The organism is Leucobacter chromiiresistens (assembly GCF_001477055.1).
GTDB lineage: Bacteria > Actinomycetota > Actinomycetes > Actinomycetales > Microbacteriaceae > Leucobacter > Leucobacter chromiiresistens_A.
Genome location: NZ_LDRK01000010.1, coordinates 1 through 15988, shown reverse-complemented (window position 1 = coordinate 15988; position 15988 = coordinate 1). Strand labels below are relative to the sequence as shown.

The 15988-nt window shown below is 71.1% G+C and carries 14 protein-coding genes; 11 read left to right on the top strand and 3 right to left on the bottom strand.

Annotated features, from left to right (window positions below; genetic code table 11):
• Positions 1-72 precede the first annotated feature (72 nt).
• The 8 genes from iolC to NS354_RS01590 all read left to right on the top strand — a co-directional run bounded on the left by iolC (position 73) and on the right by NS354_RS01590 (position 9651).
• Positions 73-1029 (top strand): 5-dehydro-2-deoxygluconokinase, encoded by a 957-nt coding sequence (gene iolC / locus NS354_RS01625; protein WP_058592881.1) that lies wholly within the window; start codon positions 73-75, stop codon positions 1027-1029.
• 2 nt (positions 1030-1031) lie between these two features.
• Complete coding sequence (locus NS354_RS01620) at positions 1032-1973, top strand: class I fructose-bisphosphate aldolase (protein ID WP_058592880.1); 942 nt, start codon at positions 1032-1034, stop codon at positions 1971-1973.
• Between the two features lie 68 nt (positions 1974-2041).
• Positions 2042-3556: a CoA-acylating methylmalonate-semialdehyde dehydrogenase gene (locus tag NS354_RS01615; protein WP_058592879.1), complete on the top strand. Its 1515-nt coding sequence runs from the start codon at positions 2042-2044 to the stop codon at positions 3554-3556.
• A 25-nt stretch (positions 3557-3581) separates the two neighbouring features.
• On the top strand, positions 3582-4613 hold the full coding sequence (gene iolB, locus NS354_RS01610) for a 5-deoxy-glucuronate isomerase (protein ID WP_058592878.1): 1032 nt from the start codon (positions 3582-3584) through the stop codon (positions 4611-4613).
• On the top strand, positions 4610-6550 hold the full coding sequence (gene iolD, locus NS354_RS01605) for a 3D-(3,5/4)-trihydroxycyclohexane-1,2-dione acylhydrolase (decyclizing) (RefSeq protein WP_058592877.1): 1941 nt from the start codon (positions 4610-4612) through the stop codon (positions 6548-6550). The genes iolB and iolD overlap by 4 nt, the downstream gene beginning before the upstream one ends.
• Positions 6551-6595: 45 nt before the next feature.
• Positions 6596-7513, top strand: coding sequence for a sugar phosphate isomerase/epimerase family protein (locus tag NS354_RS01600; RefSeq protein ID WP_058592876.1), 918 nt, complete (start codon positions 6596-6598; stop codon positions 7511-7513).
• Between the two features lie 75 nt (positions 7514-7588).
• Positions 7589-8605 (top strand): Gfo/Idh/MocA family protein, encoded by a 1017-nt coding sequence (locus NS354_RS01595; protein ID WP_058592875.1) that lies wholly within the window; start codon positions 7589-7591, stop codon positions 8603-8605.
• Between the two features lie 176 nt (positions 8606-8781).
• Positions 8782-9651 (top strand): sugar phosphate isomerase/epimerase family protein, encoded by an 870-nt coding sequence (locus tag NS354_RS01590; RefSeq protein WP_058592874.1) that lies wholly within the window; start codon positions 8782-8784, stop codon positions 9649-9651.
• Positions 9652-9762: 111 nt separating this feature from the next.
• Here the strand turns inward: NS354_RS01590 and NS354_RS01585 are convergent, their stop codons facing one another.
• A complete protein-coding gene (locus tag NS354_RS01585) occupies positions 9763-10515 on the bottom strand; it encodes a sulfite exporter TauE/SafE family protein (RefSeq protein ID WP_058592873.1) in 753 nt (250 codons plus the stop codon).
• A 112-nt stretch (positions 10516-10627) separates the two neighbouring features.
• Between NS354_RS01585 and NS354_RS01580 the strand changes: the two genes are divergently transcribed.
• Positions 10628-12103 (top strand): sugar porter family MFS transporter, encoded by a 1476-nt coding sequence (locus tag NS354_RS01580; protein WP_058592872.1) that lies wholly within the window; start codon positions 10628-10630, stop codon positions 12101-12103.
• Positions 12104-12112: 9 nt separating this feature from the next.
• Entirely contained in the window at positions 12113-13135 is a 1023-nt protein-coding gene (locus NS354_RS01575; RefSeq protein WP_058592871.1) for a Gfo/Idh/MocA family protein, read from the top strand.
• Positions 13136-13315: 180 nt separating this feature from the next.
• Here the strand turns inward: NS354_RS01575 and NS354_RS01570 are convergent, their stop codons facing one another.
• Together NS354_RS01570 and NS354_RS01565 are read right to left on the bottom strand one after the other, a co-directional pair.
• Positions 13316-14323, bottom strand: a complete 1008-nt coding sequence (locus tag NS354_RS01570) for a sugar phosphate isomerase/epimerase family protein (protein WP_058592870.1) — start codon at positions 14321-14323, stop codon at positions 13316-13318.
• A gap of 49 nt (positions 14324-14372) precedes the next feature.
• Positions 14373-15563 carry a Gfo/Idh/MocA family protein gene (locus tag NS354_RS01565; protein ID WP_058592869.1) on the bottom strand — a complete coding sequence of 397 codons (1191 nt, stop codon included), beginning with the start codon at positions 15561-15563 and terminating at the stop codon, positions 14373-14375.
• Between the two features lie 162 nt (positions 15564-15725).
• Between NS354_RS01565 and NS354_RS01560 the strand changes: the two genes are divergently transcribed.
• The coding region (locus NS354_RS01560; RefSeq protein ID WP_153002069.1) for a LacI family DNA-binding transcriptional regulator at positions 15726-15988 on the top strand (263 nt) is incomplete at its 3' end.

The following is a 15988-nucleotide window of genomic DNA, read 5'->3' as shown; positions in this document are numbered from 1 at the left end:
TCGTGCTATTGTTAGGACAAATGCAGCGGTGCACGAGGCCCGCCTGCGCCACCACGAGAAGGCGAGTAGCGAATGTCGGAACAGCGGCGTCGAGATGACGTTCTGGCACTGGGTCGGCTCGGCGTCGACATCTACCCGTTGCAAGACGGCGTCGGCCTCGAAGAGGTGACGAGCTTCGGCAAGTACCTCGGAGGGAGCGCCGCGAACGTCGCCGTCGCCGCGGCGAAGTACGGCCGGGCGACCGCGCTGATGTCGCGCGTCGGAGACGACCCCTTCGGCCGCTACCTGCTGCGCGAGCTCGAACGCCTGGGCGTCGACAACCGCGAGGTCCGCGTCGATCCGCAGTACCCCACGCCGATCACGTTCTGCGAGATCTTCCCGCCCGACGACTTCCCGCTGTACTTCTACCGCAAGCCGAAGGCGCCCGACCTGCAGATCGCCACAGTCGATCTCGACCTCGACGCGGTGCGCGACGCCCGCATCCTGTGGTTCACCCTCACCGGGCTCAGCGAGGAGCCGAGCCGCGCGACGCACCTCGCCGCGCTCGAGGCCCGGGCGAGGGCCGAGCACACGATCTTCGACCTCGACTACCGCCCGATGTTCTGGGACACCCCGGCGGAGGCGACGGAGCAGGTCGCGGCGGCGATCGAGCACGCGACGATCGCGGTCGGCAATCGGGAGGAGTGCGAGGTGGCCGTGGGCGAGACCGAACCCGACCGCGCAGCCGACGCGCTGCTCGAACGCGGCCTGCAGCTCGCGATCGTGAAGCAGGGCCCCAAGGGCGTGCTCGCGAAGACGCGGGAGGAGCGCGTCGAGGTGCCCCCGCACTTCGTCGACGTGGTGAACGGCCTCGGCTCCGGAGACGCCTTCGGCGGGGCGCTCTGCCACGGCCTGCTCGAGGGCTGGGGCCTCGAGCGCATCTTCCGCTTCGCCAACGTCGCCGGCGCCATCGTGGCCGCGCGCCGCGAGTGCTCCACCGCGATGCCCGACGCCGCAGAGGTCGACGCCCTGCTCGTGCAGGAGGCCTGATCATGGCACTCGACTTCGACCGACTCCGCCACCTGCGCGCCGCAGCGCCCTCGGGAATCGCACGAGCCCTCGCCGAGCGCCGCCGCCGCGAAGTGGTCGCCGGCGACGGCAGACTCTTCATCGTGGCGGCGGATCACCCGGCGCGGGGCGCCATCGCCGTCGGCGGTGATGCCACCGCCATGGCGAACCGCTACGACCTGCTCGAGCGCATGGCGCTCGCCCTCTCGCGCCCCGGTGTCGACGGCGTCCTCGGCACTCCGGACATCATCGACGACCTCGCCGCCCTCGGGCTGCTCGACGACAAGATCGTCGTCGGCTCGATGAACCGCGGCGGGCTGCGCGGCGCCTCGTTCGAGCTCGACGACCGCTACACGGCGTACGACATCGACGCCATGGTGCGGCAGGGGCTCGACTTCGCGAAGACGCTCATCCGCGTCGACCTGGATGATGCGGGCACGGCGGCGACCCTCCAGGCGACCGCGCGCGCCGTCGACGCCGCTGCGGCGGCCGGACTCCCGATCATGCTCGAACCGTTCATGAGCCGCCGCGTCGACGGCAGGGTCGTGAACGACCTCTCCGCCGACGCGGTGATCCTCTCGACCGCCATCGCATCGGGCCTCGGCAATTCGAGCGCCTACACCTGGATGAAGCTGCCCGTGGTGCCCGAGATGGAGCGCGTCATGGAGGCGACCACCATGCCGACGCTGCTGCTCGGCGGCGACAACGGCGGCGACCCCGACGAGACGTTCGCCTCCTGGGAGCGCGCCCTCGCCCTGCCCGGCGTGCGCGGCCTCACGGTCGGCCGCACGCTGCTCTACCCGCACGACGGAGACGTGGCGGCCGCGGTCGACACCGCCGCGCGGCTCGTGCACCGCGACCTCGCCGAGACTCCCCGCGATCCGGGTTCCGATCCGCGCCGATCCGAACCCGCGCCCGTCTCCTGAACGCACGCCCCGACCCCACGCACGCCCGAACGACACGCACGCCCCGAACGACACGAAGGACGCACGCCATGAGCACCGACACCCTCCCCGTGATCCCGCACTGGATCGACGGCGCCCGCACCGCCTCCGCGAGCGGACGCACCGCGCCCGTCTACAACCCGGCCACGGGTGAGGTGCAGGCCCGCGTCGCCCTCGCCGACGATGCCGAGATCGCCGCCGCGATCGCCTCGGCGAACCGCGGGTTCGAGGCCTGGAGCGCATTCTCCATCGCGAAGCGGCAGACCGTCATCTTCGCCTTCCGCGAGCTGCTGAACGCCCGCAAGCGCGAACTCGCCGAGATCATCACGCGCGAGCACGGCAAGGTCGTCTCCGATGCGATGGGCGAGATCCTGCGCGGCCAAGAGGTCGTGGAGCTCGCCACCGGGTTCCCGCACCTCATCAAGGGCGCGTTCTCCGAGAACGCCTCCACCGGCATCGACGTCTACTCGATCAAGCAGCCGATCGGCGTCGCCGGCATCATCGCGCCCTTCAACTTCCCCGCGATGGTGCCGATGTGGTTCTTCCCCGTCGCGATCGCCGCCGGCAACGCCGTGATCGTGAAGCCCTCGGAGAAGGATCCCTCCGCCGCGCTCTGGCTCGCCGAGCTGTGGCAGGAGGCCGGCCTGCCCGACGGCGTATTCACCGTGCTGAACGGCGACAAGCTCGCCGTGGACGGCCTGCTCACCGACCCGGGCGTGCAGTCGATCTCGTTCGTCGGCTCGACCCCGATCGCGCAGTACATCTACGAGACGGCCTCGAAGCACGGCAAGCGCGTGCAGGCCCTCGGCGGAGCGAAGAACCACATGCTCGTGCTCCCCGACGCCGACCTCGACCTCGTCGCCGACCAGGCGATCAACGCCGGCTACGGCGCCGCGGGGGAGCGCTGCATGGCGATCTCCGTGGTGCTCGCCGTCGAACCCGTCGCCGACGAGCTCATCGAGAAGATCACGGAGCGCATCGCGAAGCTCACCGTGGGCAACGGGGCCTCCGCGCCCGAGCCCGACATGGGGCCGCTCATCACCGACGCGCACCGCGACAAGGTCACCGGCTACATCGACATCGCCGAGCAGGACGGCGCGACCATCGTGGTCGACGGCCGAGACTTCTCCGTCGAGGGGCACGAGCACGGCTTCTTCGTCGGCCCCACGCTGATCGACCGCATCCCCACGACGTCGCGGGCCTACACCGAGGAGATCTTCGGGCCCGTGCTCGAAGTGGTGCGCGTCGACACGTTCGAGGAGGGCGTCGCACTCATCAACTCGGGCGCCTTCGGCAACGGCACCGCGATCTTCACGAACGACGGCGGCGCCGCCCGCCGCTTCCAGCACGAGATCCAGGTCGGCATGATCGGCATCAACGTGCCCATCCCGGTGCCCGTCGCCTACCACTCCTTCGGCGGCTGGAAGGCGTCGCTCTTCGGCGACGCGAAGGCGTACGGCGTGCAGGGCTTCGAGTTCTTCACCCGCGAGAAGGCCATCACCAGCCGCTGGCTCGATCCCGCCACCCACGGCGGCATCAACCTCGGCTTCCCGCAGAACGACTGATCGCACGCACCTGAGGAGGGGCGATATGACGCACGACGCGCAGCAGACGGCACCGGCCGGCCGGTGGTTCCACCGGCGGGGCGAACTCGCCGAGGGCGGATGGGAGTCCGTCGTCGACGAGCGCATCCCGGGATGGGAGCACACCGGTGCTCGCGTCGCCCGGCTCGGCGAGGGCGACGCGATCGCGCTCGACGGCACCGGCGTCGAGCGCCTCATCGTGCCCCTCTCCGGGTCGTTCGCGGTGACGTACCGGGAGGGGGACGCCGCCGACATCGCGGTGGACCTCGCGGGTCGCGCCTCCGTCTTCGACGGCCCCACCGACGTGCTCTACCTCTCGTCGATCGCCACCGCCGAGGTGACCGCCACCGCGGCGCCGGCCGGGGAGGCCCGCTTCCTCGTCGCCACCTCGCCGGTGCCGGCGGGGGACCCCGATCTCGTGCGCCCCTCGCGCCACCTGGCGGCCGACGACGTGCCGGTCGAACTGCGCGGTGCCGGCGCGTCGAGCCGCCAGGTGCACAACTTCGGCCGCAAGGAGTCGCTCGACGCCGCCCGGTTCATCGTCGTGGAGGTCATCACCCCCGCCGAGAACTGGTCGTCGTACCCCCCGCACAAGCACGACGAGCACATCCCCGGGCACGAGTCGCAGCTCGAGGAGATCTACTACTTCGAGGTGGCGCCGACGCGAGATGCGCCCGCCGGCGTCGACCCCGAGCGCGCGTTCGGCATGTTCAGCACGTACTCCTCGCCCGCCGGGCCCATCGAGATCGACGCGCAGGTGCGCACCGGCGACATCGCGCTCGTGCCTCACGGGTACCACGGCCCTGCGGTCGCGGCCCCCGGCTACGACATGTACTACCTCAACGTGATGGCGGGGCCCGACCCCGAGCGCTCCTGGCTGATCAGCGACGACCCGGCGCACGGCTGGGTGCGCGACACCTGGGAGGATCAACAGCTCGACCCCCGGCTCCCCTTCACCCCGAAGCCGACGACCGGCGCCCCCAAGACCGGCGCCGCCGCGGTCGGCGCCCCCACGACCGAGACGGAGCAGGCACGATGACGACGCGACGCATGACGGTGAGCCAGGCGCTGATCGAGTTCCTGGCGAACCAGTGGACGGTGGATCGCGCCGCCGACGGCGCCGAGCTCCGCGAGCGCACGATCCCGGGCACCTTCGGCATCTTCGGCCACGGCAACGTGGCCGGCATCGGCCAGGCGCTCAAGCAGGTCAACGTCGAGCAGCCCGACCTCATGCCGTACTACCAGGCCCGCAACGAGCAGGCGATGGTGCACCAGTCGGTCGGGTACGCCCGCATGCACCGCCGTCGCGGCACCTACGCCTCCGCCGCATCGGTGGGGCCGGGCGCGACGAACCTGCTGACGGGCGCCGCGCTCGCCACGACCAACCGCCTCCCCGCGCTGCTGCTGCCGAGCGACACGTTCGCGACGCGCGTCGCCGACCCCGTGCTGCAGCAGCTCGAGCAGCCGCACGACATCGGGCTCACCGTGAACGACGCGTTCCGGCCGGTCTCCCGCTTCTTCGACCGCGTGCAGCGCCCGGAGCAGCTGTTCTCGATCGCGCTCGCCGCCATGCGCGTGCTCACCGATCCCGCCGAGACCGGCGCCGTCACCATCGCGCTCCCCGAGGACGTGCAGGCAGAGGCCCTCGACGTGCCCGCGGAGTTCCTGCAGCCGCGCGAGTGGCGCATCCGCCGCCCGCGCCCCGAGCGCGATGCGCTCGCCCAGGCGCTCGATGCGATCCGCAGCGCGCAGCGCCCGTTCATCGTCGCGGGCGGGGGCGTGCTGTACTCCGATGCGGAGCAGCAGCTGCGCGCCTTCGTCGAGGCCACCGGCATTCCCGTCGGATCATCGCAGGCCGGCGGGGGAGTGCTCGCCTGGGACCACCCGCAGTACCTCGGCGGGGTGGGCGCGACGGGCACGCTCGCCGCCAACCGGCTCGCCGCCGAGGCCGACGTCGTCATCGGCATCGGCACCCGCTACAGCGACTTCACGACGTCGTCGCGCACCGCCTTCCAGAACCCCGACGTGCGCTTCGTCAACATCAACGTCGCCGCGTTCGACGCGTACAAGCACGGCACCCAGATCGCGGTGATCGCCGACGCCCGCGAGACGCTGATCGAGCTGCTCGAGGCGCACCGCGCGCAGGCCGCCGGCGGCCTCGGCGTCGCCGCCGCCTACGCCGAGCGCATCGCCGCAGAGAAGGCGGAATGGGACGGCCTCGTCGACGGGGCCTTCGCCGCGTCGGGACGCGAGCTGCCCGGCCAGCCCGAGATCATCGGCGCCGTGCAGCGCGCGAGCGCGCCCGAGGATGTGATCGTGCAGGCGGCCGGATCGCTGCCCGGCGACCTCCACAAGCTCTGGCGCGTGCGCGACCCGCTCGGCTACCACGTCGAGTACGCGTACTCGTGCATGGGGTACGAGATCGCCGGCGGCATCGGCGCGAAGCGCGGGCTGGTCGCCGCGGGCGACGACCGCGACGTGATCGTCATGGTGGGCGACGGCTCGTACCTGATGCTGAACAGCGAGCTCGTGACCGCCGTGGCCGAGGGCATCAAGGTCATCGTGATCCTCATCCAGAACCACGGCTACGCCTCGATCGGCCACCTCTCGGAGACGGTCGGATCGGAGCGCTTCGGCACCTGGTACCGCGCGTACGACGAGGACGCGAAGAACTTCCAGGGCCCGCGCGTGCTCCCCGTCGACCTCGCGATGAACGCCCGCAGCTACGGCATGGACGTGATCGAGGTGGCACCGACCGCCGACGCGATCTCGGATCTCGAGGCGGCGATCTCCCGGGCGAAGGCGTCGGATCGCGCCACCTTCATCCACGTCAACAGCGACCCGCTGATCTACGCACCCGGCGGGGCCGGCTGGTGGGACGTGCCCGTGCCGCAGGTGTCGACGCTCGAGTCGACGCAGCGCGCCCGCGCCGAGTACGAGGAGCAGGTCGCCGCGCAGAAGCCGCTGCTCGGCTAGCGGCGCGACCTCCGGAACAACACCGCCGAACACGAAGGACACGATATGACTGCAGCGAACGAATCCGGACTCCGGATCGGCACCGCACCCGACTCCTGGGGCGTCTGGTTTCCCGACGACCCCGGCCAGGTGCCCTGGCAGCGCTTCCTCGACGAGGTCGTCGCCGCCGGCTACGAGTGGATCGAGCTCGGCCCGTACGGGTATCTGCCCACCGACCCGCACCAGCTCGAGGACGAGCTCGGCACCCGCGGCCTCAAGCTCACCGCGGGCACGGTGTTCACCGGCTTCCACAAGGGCGACGACGAGTGGCAGCGCGCCTGGGACCAGGCGCTGCAGGTCGCGGGCCTCGCCTCGCAGCTCGGTGCGGAGCACCTCGTCGTGATCCCCGACCTCTGGCGCAGCGACGCGACGAGCCAGATGCTCGAATCGCGCACCCTCACCGACGAGCAGTGGGCGAAGCTCGGCGCCGGCCACGACCGACTCGGCAAGGCGCTGCTCGAGGAGTTCGGCGTCAAGCAGCAGTTCCACTCGCACGCCGACAGCCACGTGGGCACCACCCGCGAGGTGCTGCGCTTCCTCGACGAGACCGACGAGCGCTACACGAACCTCTGCCTCGACACCGGGCACTTCGCCTACTACGGCGGCGACACCGTGCAGCTCATCGCGGATCGCCCCGAGCGCATCGGCTATCTGCACCTGAAGCAGGTCGACCCCTCGCTGCTCTTCGACGTGCTGAAGAACGACGTCCCGTTCGCCGACGCGGTGGCGCAGGGCATCATGATCGAACCGCCGCACGGCATCCCCGACCTCGCACCCGTGATCGAGGCCGTCGCCGAGATCGATCCCGACATCTTCGCGATCGTGGAGCAGGACATGTACGGCTGCGACGTCGACCGGCCGCTGCCCATCGCCACCCGCACCCGCGAGCACATCTTCTCCTGCACGCACCGCGCGCGTGCGTAGCGCGCACGCGCTCCGGCACGTCGAGCGCGCCCGTACCCCCTCGGCCTCGGAGCCGGATCGAAAGGAACCCACCCCATGACCGAAGATCTCCGCGTCGCCGTCGTCGGCGCCGGCAAGATGGGCGCCGACCACATCGCCCGCATCACGGATCGCATCAGCGGCGCCCGGGTCTCGGCCGTCGTCGAGCCCGACGCCGGCCGCGCCGCCGCTGCCGCGCAGGACGCACCCGGGTCGCAGCTGTTCGCGCGCCTCGAAGACGCCATCGCGGCCGACGCGCTCGACGCCGTGCTCATCGCCGTGCCCGGCCAATTCCACGCGCCCGTGCTCGCGCCCGCGCTCGCAGCGCGGCTGCCGATCCTCTGCGAGAAGCCGCTCACCCAGGACTCGGCGAGCTCATGGGAGGTGCTGCAGCTCGAGCAGCAGCTCGACCGGCCCCACATCCAGGTCGGATTCATGCGCAGATTCGACGCCGAGTACCAGGCGCTGCGCGACCTCGTCGCGTCGGGGGAGAGCGGCGAGCTGCTCATGGTGCGCGGCGTGCACCGCAACCCGTCCGTGCCCGACACCTACACCAACGACATGCTCATCACCGACTCCGTGGTGCACGAGTTCGACGTCGTGCCCTGGCTCGCGGGATCGCGCGTCGTGAGCGTCGAGGTGAAGCACCCCCGCCGCAACTCGCTCGCTCCGGAGCGCCTGCACGAGCCGATCCTCGTCATCATGGAGCTCGAGAACGGCGTGCTCGTCGACGTCGAGATGAGTGTCAGCGTGCAGTTCGGGTACCAGGTCGCCACCGAGGCGGTCTTCGAGCAGGGCGTCGCCCGCATCGGCCAGCCCGCGGGGCTGCAGCTCTGGAGCGCCGGCCGCTGCAGCACGAAGGAGCACGAGTCGTTCACGACCCGCTTCGCGGCGGCCTACGACGAGCAGATCCAGCGCTGGGTCGACGCGGTGCGCCGCGGCGATCTCGTCGACGGGCCGAACGCCTGGGACGGCTACCTCGTCGCGCTCTCCTGCGAGGCGGGCGTCGCGGCCATGCACGACGGCGGCGTCGTGCCCGTCGACGCCCCGGAGCGGCCCGCGTTCTACGCCTGAGCCCCGAGCGCTCGGGGCGCGGGGGATCCGGACCCGGGCGCTCCGGGCCCGGGCGCGTCAGCGATTCGGCGTCGGTGAGACGAAATCTCCTGAAAGGCTCTCACCGACGCCGAATCGCTCACCGAAGCCCCAAGCATCATGACCAGCAGCACCGCGAATTCTGAGGAGGCCCCCGCGTGCGCATCGCACTCGACCCCACGCCGTACAACGATTCCGTCCACCTGCTCGACTTCCCCGACCTCGTCGCGCGGCTCGGGTACGAGTACCTGCAGCTGACGCCGAACCCCGACTTCGGGCGGCACTTCCACTACCCGAAGGTCGACAGCGCGCTCATCGCGCAGCTGAAGAAGCGCGCGAAGGACGCCGGAGTGACCATCACCTCGGTGCTGCCCGTGCAGCGCTTCGGCGGGCCCGAACCGCATCAGGTCGAAGCGGCCGTCTTCAACACGACGCGCTACATCGAGATCGCCGCGGAGCTCGAGGCGCCCATCGTGAACACCGAGTTCTCGGGCCGCCCCGAGCGCGAGGAGGAGTCGGAGTACGCCTTCTACCGCGCGATGGAGCAGCTCATCCCCGTGCTCGAGCGGGAGGGCGTCGCGCTCAACTTCGACCCCCACCCCGACGACTTCGTGGAGGACGGGCTCGAGGCGTGGCGCATCATCCGCGGGCTGAACACCGACCGCGTCGGCTACGTGTACGTCGCGGCGCACACCTTCCACTCCGGCGATCGGGCGGCGAGCCTGATCCCGGAGCTCGGGGATCGCCTCGGCGCTGTCTACGCCGCCGACACGTTCGACCACACCCGGTCGCACGCGCTGCGCTACATCACCAATCCGCCGGGCAACGCGGTGCGCGTGCATCAGCACCTCGCGATCGGCGACGGCGACGTCGACTGGCAGGAGCTCTTCGGCGCCCTGCGTGCATCAGGGTATCTCGACCGCGACGACGCCCTCATCGTGTCGAACGTGTTCGCCGAGGATGAGCGGGCCGACGAGGTGTCGCGCTTCCAGCTCGCGAAACTGCGGGAGCTGGCCGGCCTGAGCTGAGGGGGTGGCGCGGGCGGGCGGGCTCCGCGGCGCTGCGCGCCGCTGCGCGCTCCCCGCCCGCGCGCCCCGGGGCTCCCCGGCTCAGAAGACGACGGCTCAGAAGACGACGGCTCAGAAGACGACGAGGTAGAGCGCGGCGAGGATCGTCACGACGAGCACCGCGCTCTCGAAGACGCGCTGCGAGATGCGCACCGCGATCCAGCGCCCGATCAGCGCGCCGACGACGACGCCCGGCACGAGCAGCAGGTCGAGCGCGAGGCTGGAGGCGTCGATGAGGCCGAGCCCGAACGAGAACGGGAGTTTCGCGAGGTTGATGAGCGCGAAGAACCAGGCCGCGGTGCCGAGGAACGCCTGCACGGGGAACTTCGCGGCGAGGAAGTACATCGACATGACGGGCCCGCCGGCGTTCGCGACCATCGTGGTGAACCCCGACAGCGAGCCGTAGACGATGCTGCCGGTGCGCCCCCCGGACCCCGCCGACGCCCCGAGCGAGAAGTAGCGGCGCCAGACGGTGACGGCGACGACGAGCAGCAGGATCGCGCCGATCACGCGGCGCACCCAGCCGTCGCTGGCGAACGCGAGGAAGGCCGCGCCCAGCGCGAGGCCCGCGACGACGGCGGGGGCGAGGCGCAGAATGGTCTGCCAGCTGGTGTGCCTGCGGTAGGCCCACACGGCGAAGACGTCGCCCACGATGAGCAGCACGAGCAGCGCGCCGGTCGACTGCTTGGCCGGGAGGATGGCGGCGAAGATCGCGATCGCGACCGTGTTGGCGCCGGGGAGCGCCGTCTTCGAGAACCCCACGATGCAGGCGGCGAGCGCGAGCAGCGGCCAGGCGAACGGGGCGAGCTCGGGCAGCGCGGACATCACCGGACCACTGTACCGCGGGAAAAAGTTTGTCCAAATGTAACGACATTGTTAGGCTCAGATGAAGCGACCGTTACTCGGCGAGTCGCGTGCACGACGAAGGAGTCACAGAATGTCAGTCGGAACCGCGGGCGAGAGTCGTACATCGCTGCCCCCGCTCGGAACCGGGCCGCATCGGCGCCGCCTCGGACTCGTGGCGCTCATCGCCACCTTCGGCGGCCTGCTCTTCGGATACGACACCGGAGTGGTCAACGGCGCCCTCAGCCCCATGTCGGAGGAGCTCGGCCTCACCCCCTTCCTCGAAGGGTGGTTCACCAGCTCGCTGGTCTTCGCGGCCGCCCTCGGCGCGATGGTCTGCGGTCGCCTCTCCGACGGCTGGGGCCGCCGGAGGACCATCATCCTGCTCGCCGTGCTCTTCTTCGCGGGCACCGCCTTCGTCGTCTTCGCGCCCGGCGGCGACACCCCCGGCACGCACACGCCGCTCGGATTCGGCACGCTCATCCTCGGCCGCGTGCTGCTCGGACTCGCCGTGGGCGGCGCCTCGACCGTCGTCCCCGTCTTCCTCGCAGAGCTCGCGCCGTACGAGATCCGCGGGTCCCTCGCGGGCCGCAACGAGCTCATGATCGTCGTCGGCCAGCTGGCCGCCTTCGTCGTCAACGCCGTCATCGGCAACGTGTGGGGCCACATCGACGGGATCTGGCGCGTGATGTTCGCGGTCTGCGCCGTACCCGCGATCGCCCTCTTCTTCGGGATGCTGCGCATGCCCGAATCGCCGCGCTGGCTCGTGGGCCGCGGCGACTACGCCGGTGCCGAGCGCGTGCTCGCCACCGTGCGCACCCCCGTGCGCGCCGCCGCCGAGATCGGCGAGCTGCGCGCGCTCGTCGACGAGGAGCGCGGCGCATCGCAGATCGGCTGGCGCGCCATCTTCGCGAACCGCAACCTCACCAAGATCATCCTCGTCGGCGTCGGGCTCGGCATCGCCCAGCAGCTCACCGGCATCAACTCGATCATGTACTTCGGCAGCCAGGTGCTCGAGCAGTCGGGCTTCTCCCAGAACGCCGCCCTCATCGCGAACGTCGCGCCCGGCGTGATCGCCGTGATCGGCGCGATCATCGCCCTCCAGATGATGGACCGCCTCGACCGCCGCAAGACCTTCATCACCGGGTTCACGCTCACGACCGTGAGCCACCTGCTCATCGGCGCCGCCTCGCTCACCCTCCCCGAGGGCAACGCCGTGCGGCCGTGGGTGATCCTCGCCCTGGTCGTCATCTTCGTCGGCTCGATGCAGACCTTCCTGAACGTCGCCGTCTGGGTCTACCTCTCGGAGATCTTCCCCCTGCACATGCGCGGCATCGGCATGGGCATCTCGGTGTTCGCCCTCTGGATCATGAACGGCGTCGTCGCACTGTTCTTCCTTCCCCTCGTCGACGGGGTCGGGATCTCGAACACATTCTTCGTCTTCGCCGCCGTGGGCGCGCTCGCGCTGCTCTTCGTGTGGAAGAGTGTGCCCGAGACGCGCGGGCGCACCCTCGAGGCCCTCGAAGAAGAAGTGACCACCGGCGCGATCTACGTGCCGCGAAGCAGGTAAGGAGCGCGCATGCGCATCGGAATCGTCGGATTCGGCGTCGGAGGACGCCTCTTCCATCTGCCCTACGTGCAGGCCGCCGCCGAATGGGAGCTCGTCGGCGTGGTCGCGCGATCCGAGTCCACGCGCGACGCGCTCGCCGCAGCCGCGCCGGGCGTGCCCGCTTTCGCATCGCTCGATGCGCTCATCGACGCGGGCGTCGACGCCGTCGTCATCACCACGCCGCCCGCAACCCGGCGCGAGCTCGTGCTGCGCGCCCTCGAACGCGGCGTGCACGTGGTCGCCGACAAGCCGTTCGCGCCCGACGCCGAGACCGCCCGCGAGCTGATCGCAGCGGCGCACGCGGCGCAGCGCACGCTCACCGTGTTCCACAACCGACGCTGGGACACCGACCTCGTCACGCTGCAAGCGGTGCTCGCATCGGGCGAGCTCGGACCGGTGTGGCGGGCCGACTTCGCCCTCGAGCAGGACGACCGGACGGTGCTCGACCAGGGCCCCGACGAGGGGCTGCTGCGCGACCTCGGCGCGCACGTCGTCGACCAGCTCACGCAGCTCTTCGGGCCCGTGGAGCGCGTCGACGCCCATCTCGACTGGATCGGCACGGGGGAGCGTCGCGTCGACGTCGGCTTCTTCCTCGGGCTGCACCACGCATCCGGCGTCTTCAGCGCGGTGTCGTCGACGAAGGGCGCGCGGCGCGACGACCGCCGCATGATCGTCATCGGCCGCGAGGGCAACTACGAGTCGCACATGTCCGACGTGCAGGTCGAGCAGCTGCGCGCCGGGCTGACCCCCTCCGCCGACGCGGACGTCTGGGGCCTCGAGGCCGAGGAGCGGTGGGGCGTGCTGACGACCGGGGCCGGCGCGGTCCGCGTCCCCTCGCAGCGCGGCGACTACACCGAGTTCTACCGCGACCTGCACCGCGCGCTCGCCGCGGGCGAGACCCCGAACGTGACCCTCGAGCAGGCGCTCCACACCGTCGCGGTGCTCGACGCCGCGCGGGCGAGCGCGCTGACGGGCGAGCGCACGGCGGTGTGATGGGCGGCCCGCGCGGCGGCGCGAGGGGCGGCGCGCGGCGGTGTGATGGGCGCGCGGCGAGAGCGCAGTTCCGGTCGCGCCCGCTCGTGCGGACGACGTCAACTGCGCTCTCGCGGATCACGGGGCGCGCGCCACGCGATCCGCGCCCGCGCGCCACGCGCGCCGCGGCAGCCCCTCGACCTACAGGCCGGCTCGCAGCGCGGCGTCCGCCTCGAGCAGTACCTCCGACGCGACCTGCAGGCCCTCGAGCCGGCCGAGCGAGACGTCCTCGTGCTCGATGTTCACCCACATTTCTGGGTCTACCTCGTGGAGGGCGCGCAAGAACTCCGTCCAGAACGCGGTGTCGTGGCCGCGGCCGAGTGCGACGAAGTCCCAGGCCGAGTGCTCCGGCCAGGCGTTGGCCCATTCGTCTCCGCCGAGGTTGGTGCGGGGCTCGTCGGGCGCCAGACGGCGGAACGAGTTGTCGAGCACCCCGTTGAGCCGCGCCCACTCCGGGTTCACGCGCACGTCTTTCGCGGCGGCGTGGAAGACGAGCTCGCCGAGGTGCCGCACCACGGAGACCGGATCCATCTGCTGCCAGAAGAGGTGCGACGCGTCGAGTTCGACGCCGAGGTGCGTGGCCCCCGTGAGCTCGATGAGCTTGTGCACGTCGGCCGAGTTGAAGACCAGGTTCTGCGGGTGCAGTTCGAGGGCGACGCCCACCCCGTGGTCCGCCGCGAAGCGGTCGATCTCGCGCCAGAATCCGGTCGCGATATCCCACTGGTAGTCGAGCACGTCGAGCGCGGCCGAGTTCCAGGCGTTGACGACCCAGTTGACGACGGTCGACCCGGGTTCGCCGCCGGGGAGGCCCGACATCGTGACGACCCGATCCTGCCCGAGCCGCTCGGCGAGCAGGATCGACCGCCGCACGTCTCGTGCGTGCGCGTCGCCGATCACGGGGTTGGGGTGCAGCGGGTTCCCGTTGCAGTTGAGCCCCGCGATCGAGACGCCGGTGCCCGCGAAGACGCCGAGGAAGTCGTCGCGCGCCGCGTCGGAGGCGATGATCTGGTCGAGGGTCGGAATGTGCGTCGCCGGGAGGAAGCCGCCCGAGTTCAGCTCGATCCCGGCGAGGCCGAGGTCGCGCACGACCGCGATCGCTTCGGGGAGGCTGCGGTCGTGGAGGATCGCGTTGTAGACGCCGAGTTTCATGCTGGTGCTCGTTTCTTGGGTCCGGATGGGAGGCTCGGGGCGGGGCGGATCAGCCCACCGCGACCGCGGCACCGCCGGCGCGCGCCGATTCGGCGACGGCTGCGAGCACCTCCATGCTGTGCACGCCGTCGTCGAAGGTGCGGCATCGGGGCAGCGACTGCGCGGCGGGGAGGCCCGCCACCTCCTCGAGCAAGGCGCGCGCCTGGTGCACGAAGAGATCGTTCTGCCCGATGCCCACGCCCGGGGCGTCCATCGCCCATCCTCCGGCGTAGTGGGGATGCGCGGGGCCGAGCGCGACGGTGCGGAAGCCCGCCACGTCGGCGTGCTCGTCGTTCAGCATCACCTCGACCTGGGCGGGATTCGTCTGCGACCATCGCGCGGCTCCGCCCGATCCGAAGACCTCGACGGTGCACGTGTTCGGGTGACCGGTGGCGACGCGCGATACCTCGATGCTGCCCACGCAGTGCGCGAATTCGGCGTTGAACGAGGCGTAGTCGTCGTTCGTCACGGGAGCGGTCCCGTCTGTCGCGCCGCCGCGGCTGTGGCCGACGACCTGCCCGAGTGGCTTCGGGCGTTCGGTGATGGCCGTGTGGAAGCGCCCGCCCGAGACCTCGCGGGCGGGGCCGCAGAGGAACTCCGCGATGTAGCCGAGGTGGCTGCCGACGTCGCCGAGTGCTCCGGAGCCGTTCGGGCCCTGGTAGCGCCAGCTGATGGGAGCGTCGGTGCGGCTGCCGTAGTCGGTCCAGTAGCGTCCGGAGAAGTGGAGCACCTCGCCGAGCCGGCCGTCGTCGATGAGCTGCCGGATGAAGGCGATTCCCGGAGCGCGCAGGTAGCTGAAGCCGATGCGCGCGATGGTGCCGGACGCTTCGGCGCGACGCGCGGCTTCGGCCATGGACCGCGCGTTTTCGAGGGTGTCGCTGAGCGGCTTCTCGCACAGCACGTGCTTGCCCGCCGCGAGGAGCCCCTCGACGATCTCGCGGTGCAGCGAGTTGGCGACCACGACGCTCACGACGTCGATGTCGTCGGCTGCCGCGATGTCCCGCCAGTCTGCGACGTGGCGCTCGAAGCCGAATCGCTGCGCGGTCTCCGATCCGAGCGGCTCGAAGACGTCGCCGATGGCGACGAGCCGGATCGGGGGGAGCGCGGGCGCGTAGAGGGTGGAGGCCGCGCGGTATGCGGCGGCGTGGGCCTTGCCGGCCATGCCCGCGCCGATGACGGCGACGCCGATGGATGCGTTCATGAGGTTCCCTTCGAATGTGCGTGGTGAGGATCTCGCATGAGGATGCGCGTTGGAGCGCTCCAATGCGAGTCACGCTAGCCGCCGCCGGCGGGGCTGTCAATCGTTCGCGCGAAACGGGGCGCCGTTCCCGTAACCTGAAGCGGGCCCCGTGAAAGGACTGCGATGCGACGACCGACCATCTACGACGTGGCCGAGCGCGCCGGCGTCTCGAAGTCGCTCGTGTCGCTGGTGCTGCGCGGCTCGCCGAAGGTGAGTGCCGAGAAGCGGGAGGCGGTGCTCGCCGCGATCTCGGACCTCGACTACACCCCGAGCAGGCTCGCCGCCGGACTCGCCGGAACCCGCACCCGCAGCGTCGGCGTCGTGATCGACGACTTCTCGAACCTCTGGTTCGTCGAGGCGCTCGCGGGGCTGCGCGCGTCGCTCGG